11 protein-coding genes and 3 tRNA genes are annotated in these 13,866 nt (G+C 62.3%); 4 read left to right on the top strand and 10 right to left on the bottom strand.

Annotated elements, in window-relative coordinates:
• Nucleotides 1-54 precede the first annotated feature (54 nt).
• Complete coding sequence (locus ACNAOU_RS13960) at nt 55-1,248, top strand: SLC13 family permease (protein WP_110503974.1); 1,194 nt, start codon at nt 55-57, stop codon at nt 1,246-1,248.
• On the opposite strand, the gene ACNAOU_RS13955 is transcribed toward ACNAOU_RS13960, so the two are convergent.
• Entirely contained in the window at nt 1,245-1,913 is a 669-nt protein-coding gene (locus ACNAOU_RS13955) for a DUF1684 domain-containing protein (RefSeq protein ID WP_039241977.1), read from the bottom strand. The genes ACNAOU_RS13960 and ACNAOU_RS13955 overlap by 4 nt on opposite strands.
• Before the next feature lie 54 nt (nt 1,914-1,967).
• On the opposite strand from ACNAOU_RS13955, the gene ACNAOU_RS13950 reads away from it, so the two are divergent.
• The gene (locus tag ACNAOU_RS13950; protein ID WP_422757094.1) at nt 1,968-2,834 is read left to right on the top strand and encodes a hypothetical protein; all 867 of its coding nucleotides are present in this window, start codon (nt 1,968-1,970) and stop codon (nt 2,832-2,834) included.
• A gap of 70 nt (nt 2,835-2,904) precedes the next feature.
• Complete coding sequence (locus tag ACNAOU_RS13945) at nt 2,905-3,711, top strand: transglutaminase-like domain-containing protein (RefSeq protein WP_055972202.1); 807 nt, start codon at nt 2,905-2,907, stop codon at nt 3,709-3,711.
• On the opposite strand, the gene ACNAOU_RS13940 is transcribed toward ACNAOU_RS13945, so the two are convergent.
• The 7 genes from ACNAOU_RS13940 to bcp all read right to left on the bottom strand — a co-directional run bounded on the left by ACNAOU_RS13940 (nt 3,708) and on the right by bcp (nt 12,818).
• Complete coding sequence (locus ACNAOU_RS13940) at nt 3,708-4,169, bottom strand: MarR family winged helix-turn-helix transcriptional regulator (protein ID WP_018776271.1); 462 nt, start codon at nt 4,167-4,169, stop codon at nt 3,708-3,710. The two genes, ACNAOU_RS13945 and ACNAOU_RS13940, sit on opposite strands and share 4 nt — an antisense overlap.
• Nucleotides 4,169-5,293 (bottom strand): LLM class flavin-dependent oxidoreductase, encoded by a 1,125-nt coding sequence (locus ACNAOU_RS13935; protein ID WP_018776270.1) that lies wholly within the window; start codon nt 5,291-5,293, stop codon nt 4,169-4,171. Before ACNAOU_RS13935 ends, ACNAOU_RS13940 begins: the two co-directional genes overlap by 1 nt.
• A 139-nt stretch (nt 5,294-5,432) precedes the next feature.
• Nucleotides 5,433-8,681, bottom strand: coding sequence for an efflux RND transporter permease subunit (locus ACNAOU_RS13930; protein ID WP_413302938.1), 3,249 nt, complete (start codon nt 8,679-8,681; stop codon nt 5,433-5,435).
• A 68-nt stretch (nt 8,682-8,749) separates the two neighbouring features.
• Complete coding sequence (locus tag ACNAOU_RS13925; protein ID WP_018776268.1) at nt 8,750-10,255, bottom strand: malate:quinone oxidoreductase; 1,506 nt, start codon at nt 10,253-10,255, stop codon at nt 8,750-8,752.
• A gap of 79 nt (nt 10,256-10,334) precedes the next feature.
• A complete protein-coding gene (locus tag ACNAOU_RS13920; RefSeq protein WP_374757539.1) occupies nt 10,335-12,011 on the bottom strand; it encodes an ABC transporter substrate-binding protein in 1,677 nt (558 codons plus the stop codon).
• Nucleotides 12,012-12,202: 191 nt separating this feature from the next.
• A tRNA-Leu gene (locus tag ACNAOU_RS13915) sits at nt 12,203-12,284 on the bottom strand.
• 60 nt (nt 12,285-12,344) lie between these two features.
• Complete coding sequence (gene bcp, locus ACNAOU_RS13910) at nt 12,345-12,818, bottom strand: thioredoxin-dependent thiol peroxidase (protein ID WP_018776266.1); 474 nt, start codon at nt 12,816-12,818, stop codon at nt 12,345-12,347.
• A gap of 85 nt (nt 12,819-12,903) precedes the next feature.
• Between bcp and ACNAOU_RS13905 the strand changes: the two genes are divergently transcribed.
• A complete protein-coding gene (locus ACNAOU_RS13905) occupies nt 12,904-13,371 on the top strand; it encodes a MarR family winged helix-turn-helix transcriptional regulator (RefSeq protein WP_026266909.1) in 468 nt (155 codons plus the stop codon).
• Between the two features lie 95 nt (nt 13,372-13,466).
• Here ACNAOU_RS13905 and ACNAOU_RS13900 read toward each other — a convergent pair.
• Both ACNAOU_RS13900 and ACNAOU_RS13895 read right to left on the bottom strand, forming a co-directional pair.
• Nucleotides 13,467-13,542: transfer RNA gene (locus tag ACNAOU_RS13900), tRNA-Lys, on the bottom strand.
• A gap of 182 nt (nt 13,543-13,724) precedes the next feature.
• Nucleotides 13,725-13,800, bottom strand: a tRNA-Lys gene (locus ACNAOU_RS13895).
• Nucleotides 13,801-13,866: the final 66 nt, after the last annotated feature.

Genomic DNA, 13,866 nt, shown 5'->3' with positions numbered 1-13,866 from the left:
CATTTGCCGTGCCGTGGAGGGAACCCCACAGGCGCGGGGCTTAGAATCCCTCTCATGCGTCTGGCGATTATCGGGTTGATTCTGCTTGTAGCGGGCGGGGTAACCGTGGCCACGGGGGTCCTGCCGTGGCACGAGGTAGCGGTCCTCGTGGACCGGGTAGCTCCGATCCTGGCATTTGTCGTCGCCATGACCGTCGTAACCGAACTCGTCAGTGAAGCCGGCACCTTCCAATGGGTCGCCCGGCATTTGCGCAGATGGGGGAGGGGACGCAGCGTCCTGCTGTGGTTGCTGCTGGCGCTGTTCGCCACCTTGAGCACAATCTTCCTGTCCCTGGATACGACGGCGGTCCTCCTCACTCCCGTCGTGGTCACCGTGGCCCGGCAGGCAGGACTGCCTGTCCTGCCTTTCGCGCTGACAACTGTGTGGCTGGCCAACACAGCCAGCCTGCTGCTGCCCATCTCGAACCTCACCAACCTCCTGGCGCAGCACAACCTGGGTGGGATCACCCCGGCCCAATTCGCCCAGCTCATGTGGGCGCCCTCGCTTGCCGCCATCCTGGTGCCCCTGGCCTTCATCGCCCTCGTTTTCCGGCGCGAACTGCGCAAGAGCTACGGCCTGGATGAATCCCGCCCGACGGTCGCTTCCACGGCCAAGGCCCCCGACCGCCTTCTGCTGGTGGGCAGCGCGGTGGTCCTGTTGCTGCTGCTGCCGGCCCTGGTGTCAGGAGCTGCCATCTGGATTCCGGCATCCCTCGCAGCGGCGGTCCTGGCAGTCCTGTTCGTTCTTCGGCGGCCCGCGGTCCTGAAGATCACGCTGATTCCCTGGTCGCTGCTCCTGTTCACCTGTGGCCTGTTCCTGGTTGTCGAGGCCACCCAGTACCTGGGCGCATCAGCAATACTCGGTGAAGTGGCGGGCCAGGGCAGTGGCTTCATCGAACTCCTACGGCTCGCCATGACCGGTGCCCTCGGCTCAAACGTCGTCAACAACCTGCCGGCCTACCTTCTGGCCGAGCCGCTGGCAGGAACCCCGGAAAGGATGGCGGCGTTGCTGGTGGGCGTCAACGCAGGTCCGTTGATTGCCCCCTGGGCGTCCTTGGCAACACTGCTGTGGCACGACAGGCTGATGCGGATGAACGTACACGTGAAATGGCAGGGCTACGCGGTGATGGGCCTGCTGGTGGCACCGCTGACCATAGTCGCCGCCATTGCGGCGCTCGCAGCCTTTGGACCAGGTGGGTTGTTCGGCTAGCCTGCGTACAGTTCGCCGACCGGCACCTCCGCAGGCAACCTGTTGGCCGGGCCCGCGAGCGGGCACGCCCAGGCCTCGTTGTAGGCGCATGAGGGGTTGTAGGCGAAGTTGAAATCGAGGGTGAACTCCTGCCCGGCGCCCGTTCCCCTCGTCCCGTGGAATGAACCTTTGATGGTGTCCAGAAGGTACCTGCCGGCACCGTAGCTGCCACCCTGTTTGCCGGCGGTCGCATCACGGAACGGCACGAAGATCCCGCCACCGTAGCTCCGGAGCCGCCAAACAGCCAAGGAGCCAAGTCCGGGCAGTTCAAACGTGCCGATCCGGGTGAATGGCACCACTCCGTCAGTCCCGGTCTGGACATTCATTTCCTGTCCCTGGCCTTCCGGCTGGAGCACGGCATGGAACCGGTAGGCGGGGTCGTACCCGGCGGTCTGCAATCCGGAAAACGATGCCTTCATCTCCGGCGTGAGTGCCGAGGCAGGATGCGTGGCAAACATCAGGTCCCGCTCCTGGCGCCAGTACACGTGTGCGTCGAAGGGATTGGTCGCTGCGAGTTGCCGGACCTTGTCATAGAGGGCGAAGGTCTTCAGACGCCAGTCAGCTATGTCTACTGCGGACATCGTGGGGATAGTGTCCTCGGATTCGTCGTGCTGAGTAGGGGCCATACCCTCAGCCTAGACCTGTGCGTGTCGCGGCACCCCCGCCGCTAGGCTGTCCTCATGACTGGCACGAGGAATCCGGGCGGCATTCCGCTCAAACTAGCCGCCGTGGCGCTTGCGGGTTCCATGGTGGTGGGCACAGCGGCATGCTCATCCGAAAACAAGGGCCCACAGGTCACCGCTACAGCGACTTCGCGGCCGAACAGTTCCGAATCGGGGACCGGGGCGCCTGAAGGCTCGACGACGACCCCCACCACTGAGGCCAGCCCAGCGACATCTCCGGCCGGCTCGAGCGCAACGGACGCTCCTTCCGGGTCACCGACCGCGGGTCCGGATCCGGCTCCCACGGCCCTGTCCTGGAAAACCTATACGGATGCCGCCAAGAGCCTCAGTTTCGAGCTTCCGAAGGACTGGATCGCGCAATCCGCAGAACCTGCGGCCGGCTCGTTGGCTGGCGCCGTCAAGGTGGAAGTCAAAGATGGCGCAGGGAAATACATAGCCACCCTCCAAACAGGGTTGCCTCCGTCCGCTCCGGCTGCCTGCCCTGCCGGGCAGGGGAAGCCCTACGTGGTGATCAGCAGCACGCCCGTTGACGTACCGCACTCCGACGGGCCGGACACCATTGATCCGCGGATGGTCTTCCGCGTCATCCAGGGGTATAGGTTCTTCGGTTCCTATGGGATTACCAACATGGTGGCCGGCGTTGACGGCCAGGCGTGCGAGCTTGTCAACCGCGTACAGGGACCGGCAGGAAAAGGCGACTTCTCGTTCGGGGATGTCCTTGCCCTGCATGCCTTCGCTGCCGAGGAAAAAGTGGCACCCGTGAAGTCTTTCGATACGCTGGACCTGGCCGCTAAATACGTGGCCCACGATTCTGAATTCGCCAACGTCCAGCGGATGCTACTGTCTCTGAAGGTCAATCCGTAGTCCTGGGGTTGGCTGATCCACACACTCGGCGGCGTTGGGGGCCGCGCGCCGCAACCCAGTCCGGAGATCAATGGAACGCAACGTTGCTGCCACGCTCGTTTTCAAGACCGCGGCCAACACCAAAGTGGCCATGGCCATTGCCGTGGCCAACAACCCAGGCTATGACCTGGTGACCGAGAACCTGTCGGTCACTGTTGCGGGCGAGGAACTTCCTGTAGCCGAACTCAGCGACCACCATGGTGGACGGTTCCACTATCTTGAGTTCGCTGAGCCCAGCGAAGTAACAGTGGACTACCGGGCAAGTGTCCACGGCTATGCCGTTCCCGATACGTCCACTCCCATGGAGCTCATCCGGTATGTCAGGCCAAGCCGTTACGCGGAGTCGGACAGGCTGCTGCCCACCTCCTATGCCGAATTCGGCGGCCTGCAGGGTGCCGAACTGCTCCACGCAGTTCGTGACTGGGTCCACGGAGAGCTCCGCTACGTCAGTGGCTCGTCGCGGGGGACGGATGGAGCCGTGGAAACCCTGCTGCACCGCAAGGGTGTGTGCAGGGACTTTGCCCACCTCGCCATTGCCTTGTTGCGCTCCAAGGATGTGCCTGCGCGCCTTGCTGCCGTCTACGCCCCCGGCCTGAGCCCCATGGATTTCCATGCGGTGGCCGAAGCCTACGTTGACGGGTCCTGGCGGATCATTGATCCCACTGGCCTGGCGCCGCGTGAATCCATGCTCCGCATCACCGCCGGGCGTGACTCCTCGGACACTGCATTTCTTTCCACGGTGGGTGGAAGTCTCTCGCTGAAGACCCTGAAGGTCAGCGCTTCCATTAACGGAGAGCTCCCGGTGGAGAACCACCGGGAGCTCGTCAGCCTGCGCTAGTGTCCGGCCACTGAGGCACGGAGCTTCTCGGTCAACCGCAAGAGTTCGCGCTGTTCATCGGCCGTGAGAGCGGGCGCCACCAGGGTTGCGATGTCGCGCACGTGTTCGCGCCCGATGGTTTTTTGAAGTTCCCGTCCCGCTTCGGTGAGGGCCAGCAGGACCCCGCGGCCGTCGTCGGGGGCGGTGGTCCGCTCCACGAGTCCGCGCTTCTCCAGCCGGTCCACCAAGCGGCTCAAGCTGGACTGGCTCAGCAGCACTTTGTCGTTGATCTCGTTCAGGCGCAGCTGGCCTGACGGGCAGCGCGAAAGCGTGAACAGGACGTCGTATTCCTTCACGGGCAGGGTCTTGAAGGCCGGTCCGGACTGCAGCTTCCGCATCACCGCCACCTGGGAGCGGAACAAAGACTCCCAGGTTTCGGCGGCGAGGCGGACGGCAGAGGACCCCGAGGGGGCGGGCATCAGGCGTCCTGGCCCGCTGCACCGGCGGTAGCCGACTCGGTGACCTTGGCTTCCAGGGCGGCTGCCACGCGGGAGGCGTGGGTGGGCGCATCCGGCACGTGTGCGGGCTTCATGGCGGCGTACTCCTTGCGCAGGACCGGCAGGACTTCCTCGCCAAAGAGGTCCAGTTGCTCCAAGACGGTCTTCAGGGGAAGGCCGGCGTGGTCGATCAGGAACAACTGGCGCTGGTAGTCGCCGAACGCTTCACGGAAGGTCAGGGTCTTCTCGATGACTTCCTGCGGGCTGCCGACGGTCAGGGGCGTTTGCGACGTGAAGTCCTCCAGCGACGGGCCGTGTCCGTAAACCGGGGCGTTGTCGAAGTACGGACGGAATTCCTTGACGGCGTCCTGGGAGTTCTTCCTCATGAAGAACTGGCCGCCGAGGCCCACGATCGCCTGGTCTGCCTTGCCGTGGCCGTAGTGCTCGTAGCGCTCACGGTACAGGCCGATCAACTGCTGGTAGTGCTCCTTCGGCCAGAAGATGTTGTTGGCGAAGAAGCCATCGCCGTAGTAAGCAGCAACCTCCGCGATCTGGGGAGTGCGGATGGAGCCGTGCCAGACGAAGGGAGCGACGTCGTCGAGCGGCCGCGGCGTCGAAGTGAAGTTCTGCAGCGGGGTACGGAACTTGCCGGACCAGTTGACAGTGTCCTCATCCCAAAGCTTGCGGAGCAGGCTGTAGTTCTCGATCGCGAGTTCGATGCCGTCCTGGATGTTCTTGCCGAACCAGGGGTACACGGGCGCCGTATTGCCGCGACCGAGCACCAGGTCCACGCGGCCATCGGAGAGGTGCTGCAGCATGGCGAAGTCTTCTGCGATCTTCACGGGGTCGTTGGTGGTGATCAGTGTGGTCGCAGTGGACAGCGTGATGCGCTCTGTCTGGGCAGCGATGTAAGCCAGCGTGGTGGTGGGGGAGGAGGAGAAGAACGGGCGGTTGTGGTGCTCGCCCAGGGCGTAGACATCCATGCCGATTTCTTCGACCTTCTTAGCGATGGCAACGGACGCCTTGATGCGCTCGTTTTCGGTGGGCGTGCGGCCCGTTGTGGGGTCAGTCGTGATGTCGCTGACGCTGAATACGCCGATCTGCATGATGTGCCTTTCTCCCTGCCCGTGGTCCCGGGCTCTGTAAACAGTGTACCTCAAACTAGATGCATTTGCATGTATCAGTGCCTGTAACAGGACAGGGCCGGGAATTGTTCCCGGCCCTGCTTGGGTGATTGTCGGGGAGCTACTCCCCGGGATTGTGGGCCGCGCGGCGGCCCTTGACCCGGGGGATCATGCCCGTGGTCCAGTCCTGGAACTCGTCTGCACCACTGCCGCCCTGGCCATTGCTTCCCTGGCTGTTGCTTCCGGGTGCCGGAGTTGGCTTTTCCTGCAGCTCCCGCAGCAATTGCTTCTTCTCCCTGCGTCCTTCCACCAGTTTGTACAGGACAGGGACCAGCACCAGGGTCAGGGCCGTTGAAGAGACAAGACCGCCAATGACGACGATGGCCAAAGGTTGCGAGATAAAGCCCCCACCGCCTGTCAGGCCCAGCGCCATCGGAGTCAAAGCGAAAACAGTTGCCAGCGCCGTCATCAGGATGGGGCGGAGACGTTGCCGGGCACCATGGGTGATGGCGTCAGCGACGTTCATGCCGGGGCGGCCGTCATGCGGTTTGCGATATTGATTGATGAGGTCGATCAGGACAATCGCGTTGGTCACCACGATGCCCACCAACATCAGCATGCCGATCAGTGACGGCAGGCCCAACGGCACACCTGTCAGCAACAGAAGGCCGATGGCGCCTGTGGCCGCGAACGGCACGGAGACCAGCAGGATCAGGGGCTGGATGAGTGACTTGAATGCCGCCACCATGATCACGTAGACAATGGCAATCGCCGCCAGAAGCGCCAGGCCCAGTTGGCGGAAAGACTCCGCCTGCTGGGTGGTGGCGCCGCCGATGGTGGCGGTGACTCCGGCGGGCAGCTCTACCTTGGCGAGCCGCTCCTGCACGGCGGTGCTGACGCTGCCGAGGTTGGATCCCGACGGCGTAACGGTCACCCGCGCGGTCCGCTGGCCGTTGCTGCTGGTGATGGATACCGGCGTGTCCACTTGTTCGACGGCGGCGATGGTCTCGAGCGCGACGCCTCCGCGGGCCGTGGGGAGCTGGAGCGCCCGAACGGCGGCAAGACTGTTGAACCGGGTCCCTTGGCCGATCTGGACCGGGTAGTCATCCGTGTCGATCCGGACTGTGCCGGCAGGGATGGGGCTGACCGTGGAGGCGAGGAACGCACCCACTTGTTCCTCGGTCAAACCCGCAGCTACTGCCTTGGCACGGTCAACCCGGACCTGGACCACGGACTGGGTGGATGCCAGGTTGGTTGAGACTTCCGTGCTGCCGGGAACACCCTCCATGGCCTTGACCATGGCATCACTGGCCGTCTTCAGGTCAGCGGAGTTGGCAGCCTTGATGGTGATATCCACTGTGGAGGACGTCCCGAATCCGCCTTGCTGGGAGCCAACGGTGATCTTGCCTGCCGCCCCGGCCAGCTTGTTCCGGACTTCCTCCTGGAGCTTGCCCTGGTTGACTTTCTCGTCGGTGACGATCGTGAACGTCGAGTTCGATGAACCCGTCGATGTCAGGGCAGCGAAGCCGGTCTGGGCGTTGCCGGAGGTTACCTGCACATCCTTGATGCCCTCGATGCCCTTGAGGGCATCCTCAACCTTCGTGGCCTCTTCACTGGTTGCCTGCAGGCTGGTGCCGGCCGGCAGGACCTGCCGGACCGTCATGCTGTTCTCCCCGGAGCGGCCCAGCAGGTCCGTGGCCAGCAACGGTGACACGGCGATGGTCGCCACCAGGATCAGGGCTGCGGCGGACAAGGTCATGACAGGGTGCTTCTGGGTCTTTGTCAGGATCGGAAGGTAGCCGCGCTGGAGCCGGCTCCTCTGCTCGGCTTCACGTGCTTTCTCCGCCGTTTCCTTACCGGAGCCTTCCGTATCGGAGTTAGCGGCCTCGGCGCCCTTCCTGGGCGACGACAGGAACCAGTAAGCCAGTACGGGGACGATGGTCAGGGAAACCAGGAGCGAGGACAACAAAGCTATGGTCACGGTCAGCGCGAAGGGGCGGAACAACTCACCGGCGAGATCGCCCACGAACGCGATCGGAAGGAACACTGCAACCGTCGTCAGCGTCGACGCCGTAATGGCCCCCGCCACCTCGCGGATCGATGTCAGGATGGCCGCGAGCTTGTGTTCGCCGTAGCTCAAGTGCCGTTTGATGTTCTCGATCACCACGATTGAGTCATCCACCACACGCCCGATGGCAATGGTGAGGGCGCCCAGCGTGAGGATGTTCAGTGAGTACCCGGTGGCAGAGATGCCAATGAAAGTTATCAGCAGGGACAGCGGAATGGACACTGCCGTGACCAAGGTCGAGCGGACGGACATCAGGAACACCAGGATGACCGCCACGGCAAAGCCAAGGCCCAGGAGCCCTTCAGTGGTGAGGTCCTTGATGGATTTCTCAATGAACGGGGCCTGGTCAAAAACAGGAGTGAAGGTGGCGTTGTTCCCCAGTTCCTCTTCCATCGTCCCGATGGCGTCACGGACAGCATGGGAGATCGCCACAGTATCGCCCTCGGGCTTCTTCGTGACGGACAGGGCCAACGTCGGCTTGCCGTTGGTTCGCGTAATTGATGTGGCGGCGTCGTCTTCGATGCTGACGTCTGCTACGGCACCGATGGTGGTGGCTTTGCTGGTTCCTGCCAGCGGAAGTCCCTTGATGACGTCCAGGGAGTCCACAGGACTGCCGAGTTGGAGGGAGAGCGTTTTGCCCTGGTCCTCGATGGTGCCGACGGGAACCAGGGTCCCGTTGTTCTTCAGCGCGCTGCTGATGGATTGGACCGAGGCTCCCGTTGAGGCGAGATCGGCCTGGCGGGGCTGGATCAGGATGTGCTGGCTGGCGCCGCCAGTCACGTCGGCGCCCCGGACGCCGTCGATCTTCTGGAGGCGGGGCACGCTGAGCCTGAGCAGGTCCGCGTTGAGTTCACTCAGCGGTTTGTCGGACGAAACGGCCAGGTAGACGATCGGGAAGTCGCTGATGTTGCCCGCGATGGACTGCGGCTCCACGTTGGCGGGCAGCACTCGCTTGGCGTTGGAAATGGCCCGGTCGATCTGGTTGCGTGCGCGATCGAGATTGGAGCCATAGGTGAACACCATGGTGATCTGCGAGACGCCGCTGCGTGAGGTGGACGAGGTTGATTCAAGTCCTTCGACGCTGTTCAGCGCAGTTTCAAGGGGCTGGCTCAGCTGCTTGTCCACCACCTCCGGCGAAGCGCCTGGCATGGAGGTGACAACTGTGATCTGAGGGAACTCGATGGACGGGATGAGTTCCTGCTTCAGCGACCCCATGGTGATCACGCCGAACACCGCCGCAAAGACGGTGATCAGCGCGATCAGGGCCCGGTTGCCCAGGGAAAGCTTGGCCAGGCGGAACATTGCATCGACTCCTGTGGTCTACGAAACGATTCGTCTGACGGGAACCGGCCGCAGCCCCGGGGTGTCGCCTAGCCCTGGACGGCGTTGGCCACTTCCAATTGCAGGGACCTGGCTGTGCTGGCCTCCAGTTCGGCGGCAAGGTCCGGGTTCTCATTAAGCTTGACGCCGTAGCCCGGCATCATGTCCTTGAGCTTGGACTGCCATCCCTTGAAGTTCTTGGGGAAGGACTTCTGCAGGAGTTCGATCATGATCGGCACAGCCGTGGACGCTCCAGGCGATGCACCGAGGAGGGCGCCGATGGAGCCGTCGCGGGAGGCGATGACCTCGGTGCCGAACTGCAGGACACCACCCTTCTGGGGATGCTTCTTGATGATCTGTACACGCTGGCCGGCAGTGATCAGTTCCCAGTTGCTGCCGACGGCCTCGGGGTAGTACTCGCGCAGCGATTCCACCTTGGCTTCGTGCCGCTTGGCAACCTCCTTGATGAGGTAGGCCGTGAGATCCATGTTGTCCTTGGCCACTGCCAGCATGGGGATGATGTTCCCCGGGCGGATGGACAGGGGAAGGTCAAGGTAGCTGGAAGTCTTCAGGAAGTTGGTGGAGAAGCCGGCGTAAGGACCGAACAGGAGGGAACGCTTTCCGTCCACAAAGCGGGTGTCCAGGTGGGGTACGGACATCGGGGGAGCGCCGACCGAGGCCTGGCCGTAGACCTTGGCACTGTGCTGGGAGGTGATGGCATCATCGGTGCAGCGGAAGAACTGTCCCGATACGGGGAATCCGCCGTAGCCCTTGCTTTCCGGGATGCCCGAGGCCTGCAGCAGGTGGAGCGCACCGCCGCCGGCGCCAACGAAGACAAAGTTGGCGTGGATACGGCCGTGCTCGCCGGACTTGGCATGCTTGATGGACAGATCCCAGCCGCCGCCTGCTGCGCGGTTGATGTTGGTGACGTCGTGGCCGTAGTTGACCTCGGCCCCGCTGCCCTGCAGGTAACCGGTCAGCTCGCGGGTCAGGGCGCCGAAATCGACGTCGGTGCCTTCCGCTGCGCGGGTGGCGGCGACACGCTGCTTGCGGTCACGGCCCTTGACGATCAGGGGTGCCCACTTGGCGATTTGGTCCTGGTCCTCGGTGTACTCCATGCTGCGGAACAGCGTGTTGGGCTTGAGGGCCTCGTAGCGGGTCTTGAGGAATTTCGCGTGGTCCTCGCCAATGACGAAGCTCATGTGCGGAACGGTGTTGATGAAGCCCTTGGGCGATCCGATCACCTTGCTGTCCACCAAGTGGGACCAGAACTGGCGTGAGAGCTGGAACTGCTCGTTGATGTGGAGGGCCTTGGAAGGATCCACGGAACCGTCCTTGGCTGCCGGTGAGTAGTTAAGCTCACACAGGGCAGCGTGTCCGGTGCCGGCGTTGTTCCACGGTCCAGAGCTCTCGAGCCCCGCTTCGTCGAGTCGTTCGAACAGGGAGATGGTCCAGGTGGGTTCAAGTTGCTTGATGAACGCACCGAGGGTGGCACTCATGATTCCGCCGCCAATAAGGACGACGTCGGCATGTTGAGTCTTGGAAATGAAGGTCACGATCAATCTCCGTTAGCGGCGGCACTGGCTGTCACAGAATATCCCCGTGCAGACCCAATACTGAAATTGTGGGGAATCGTCAAGGCTTTAAGCGGACGTTCGTGAAAACTTCGTTGAGGACCGGTGAAGCGGGGTAGCTTTCCACCTTGTTGGACAACGCCAGTGCCGAGATGGGGAAGGCGATCGGGACTGCCGGCACGGACGCGGCAATCTCGGCATTGATGGCCTGGTACTGGGCATTGCGGTCATCGCCCTCAGGCATGGCGCGTGCCCTTTCGATCTTGTGGAAGACCTCCGAGTCCGTGTAGCCGAACTCCGCCCGGCTTTCGCCGAAGAGGGGCCCCAGGAAGTTGTCGGCATCGGCATACGAGCCGTTCCATCCGAGCAGGTGCAGCCCACGGTCCCCGGCGGACTGGACCTTTTGGAGGTAGCCGTTTTCCCAGTCAATGGGAACCGGTTTGATGTTGAGGCCAACGGCAACCAGCTGACGGCTGATTTCGGCGTAGATCTTCTCGGGAGTGGGCATGTAGGCCCGCGTGGCATTCAACGGATAGTAGAACTTCAGTTCCTCACCCTTGTAGCCGGCCTTCTCGAGAAGCTGTTTGGCCTTCTCAGGGTTGTATCCCAGCGAAGGGGCGTTGTTGTTGAAGCCGCTGAGCTTTGGCGGCACGAACTGGGACGCCTGGGCAGTGTTGTCGATGAAGAACTTGCGGATCAGGGATTCTTTGTCCACGGCCATTTCAATGGCTTGGCGGACCTCCAGCTTGTCCAGGGGTGCCACTGCCTGGTTGATGCCCAGGTACATCACGGAGAACGGGTCCCGTTGGATGATCTGGACACCCTTCTTGACGAGTTGGTCGAAGGTTGCCGGCGTCACGAGGTCGTAGGCGTCGATTTTGCCATCCAGAAGAGCCTGTTGCCGTGTCTCGGCGCGGTCGTAAGGGATGAAATTGATGGTGGCTATCTGGCCCCTGTTGCCCCAATAGCCTTTGTAGCTTTGGAGGGTGATCTTGTTCTCGTCCCAGGTTCCAAATTGGTAGGGACCGGTCCCCACGGGGTGGCTCGCGTAGGCAGAAACTGCCTGGCCGTTCCGGGTCTGGTCAAGAACGTTGGCGCGCTGCGCTTCCAGGGCGGCGGGGGAAGAAATGGCGAAGGCCGGAAGCGTCAGTGCCTGCAGGAACCCGGTGAAGGGCCTGGTCAGGTTGATTTGGACGTCAGTGGGTGAGACCACCTTGCAGTCCTTGAAGATGGAGAAGACGGGCTCGTCCGAATAGGCCTTGAAAACGCCCTGGAATGAGATTCCCGGTGCCTGCTTCCGGAGATCGGCAGGGAAGCTGAACCAGCGGTTGAAGTTGGCACACACTGCGGTTGCGTCGAAAGGTGTTCCGTCGTGGAAGGTGACTTTGGAGCGGAGGGTGAAGTCGTAGGTCAGACCGTTGTTGCTGTCTTTCCACTCCGTGGCCAGCAGGGGAGTGGTGTCTCCGGTTGATCCGTCAACACCAACCAGTCCCTCAAGGACCTGGCGCGTTACACGGTAGGACTCGGAATCGGCCGTCATGGCAGGGTCAAGGCCCAAGGGCATCGACGCCGTGCCGAAGTTGAAGGTGGCCGCCGGCTCGGCCGGGGCTGAGCTTCCGGTAGACGACGACGGCGCGGGGCCAGGCGTTCCTGTACATGCCGCCAGCCCCAGTACTGCAAAAACAGAGCCCACCTTGAGCAACTGCACGGTCAGGCTCCGCATTTTGCTGCTTGCCACTCTTGTCCCCTCAAGCCGGTTGAAATGCCACGGCCGGCTTAGGCCAGACCACATTCCAGTCTAGTTGAACGTCCCGAACGCACTTCCCAGCGCTTATTCAGGTAGCTGTCCCCGCTGCTTGAGGAAAAACCCCCGGCTCTGCAACCGGGGGTGCTCCGTGTGCCCATGGCCACGGTCCTTCTTGACTCTTGTGCGCAAGGGGGGACTTGAACCCCCACGCCCGAAGGCACAGGAACCTAAATCCTGCGTGTCTGCCAATTTCACCACTCGCGCTGGCCGGCATTCAGGCCCCCTTCGGGCGCCCGATGCCATATACGGCCTCCAGTGTACCCGTTACCCGTCCAGCTTGAGGTCCCGGCGCAGCTTGGCTACGTGGCCCGTGGCGCGGACGTTGTACTGGGCCAGGGAAACCTTGCCATCGGGGTCAACCACGATGGTGGAGCGGATCAGCCCCTGGTAGGTCCTGCCGTAGTTTTTCTTTTCGCCCCATGCCCCGTAGGCGTCGGCGACGGTGTGCTCCTGGTCGGACAGCAGCGGGAAGGTGAGTTGCTCTTCCGCCGCAAATTTGGCGATGGCGTCCACGGAATCGGGGGAGACTCCAACAACTTCGTAGCCGGCCGCTTGCAGGGAACCCAGAGTGTCTCTGAAGTCACAAGCCTCTTTGGTGCATCCGGGAGTAGAGGCGGCCGGGTAGAAGTAGACGATGGTTTTTCGGCCCCGGAAGTCGGACAAACTGACGTTTTCGCCCGAGGCGTCCTGCAGGGTGAAGTCCGGTGCAACGTCGCCGGGGATAAGTCGTTCAGCCAAAATATGCTCCTTGCTTTTGGTCGCGATTTCCCAGTTTAGACCGCAGAAGCCACGTCCCCGGCTCTTGCGCGCATATACTGTCGGCATGCCAGATATGGAGAGATGGCCCACTACCCGACTGCTTTCGACAGCTGCACGCCTGGTGGAAATCTCGTGGAACGAAAAATTGAAGTCCATCGGCCTTACCCACGCCGGGGTCATTGCCATGCAAGTACTTGCAGCCAAGGGTGCAATTACCCAGGCGGCTTTGGCTGAAGTTGCGAGGGTCAAAGCCCAGACCATGGGGACCACCCTTGCCAGGCTCGAGCTGCACGGGCACGTTACACGCCAACGCAGCGACTCGGACCGCAGAAGCCACGTGGTCACCCTGACGGAGGCCGGTAGCGCAGCCCTTGCGGAAGCTGTGAAGCTGGAGCAGGAAGTGTTGTCGCCTGTCGCTGTGGATACAGCGAGGCTGCGTGAGGAACTCCGGATTGTTGTCCGGGGGCTTGCGGGCTTGCCCGCTCCCGAGCAGGAATCCCAGGAAGTCGAAAGCGACGTGCCGCAGGCCTGATTCAAAACCGGCAAGGGCCTTTCCCTGCCGGCAATTCCTGCCAGTCAAAAAAGTAAAGGCTCCGGATCGTGTGAACGATCCGGAGCCTTTTGTCTTGGTGCACCCCCCGGGACTCGAACCCGGAACCCATTGATTAAGAGTCAATTGCTCTGCCAGTTGAGCTAGAGGTGCAGCTATTGTTTCGGTCTTCGAGGGAATTCGCATTCCTTGCGGACCTCCGCAACGACAAATAACTCTACACCACAATTCGCGGATTCAAAACCACGCTCAAAGTGAAGCTGCGCACGGCGCGGGATGGCATTCCTGAGGAAAAACAAAAGACCCTGGAGTGAATTCACTCCAGGGTCTTTCAGTGGTGCACCCCCCGGGACTCGAACCCGGAACCCATTGATTAAGAGTCAATTGCTCTGCCAGTTGAGCTAGAGGTGCAGCTGTTGATTTCGATCATCCGTGGGGCGTTTCCTTCCCCGGCGATCTCCGCAACGACAAGTAACT

The sequence above is a fragment of the Paenarthrobacter sp. C1 genome (assembly GCF_049315185.1).
Lineage (GTDB): Bacteria > Actinomycetota > Actinomycetes > Actinomycetales > Micrococcaceae > Arthrobacter > Arthrobacter nicotinovorans.
Note: the sequence above shows the minus strand (reverse complement) of the source record. Positions and strands in the feature narration are given on the sequence as shown.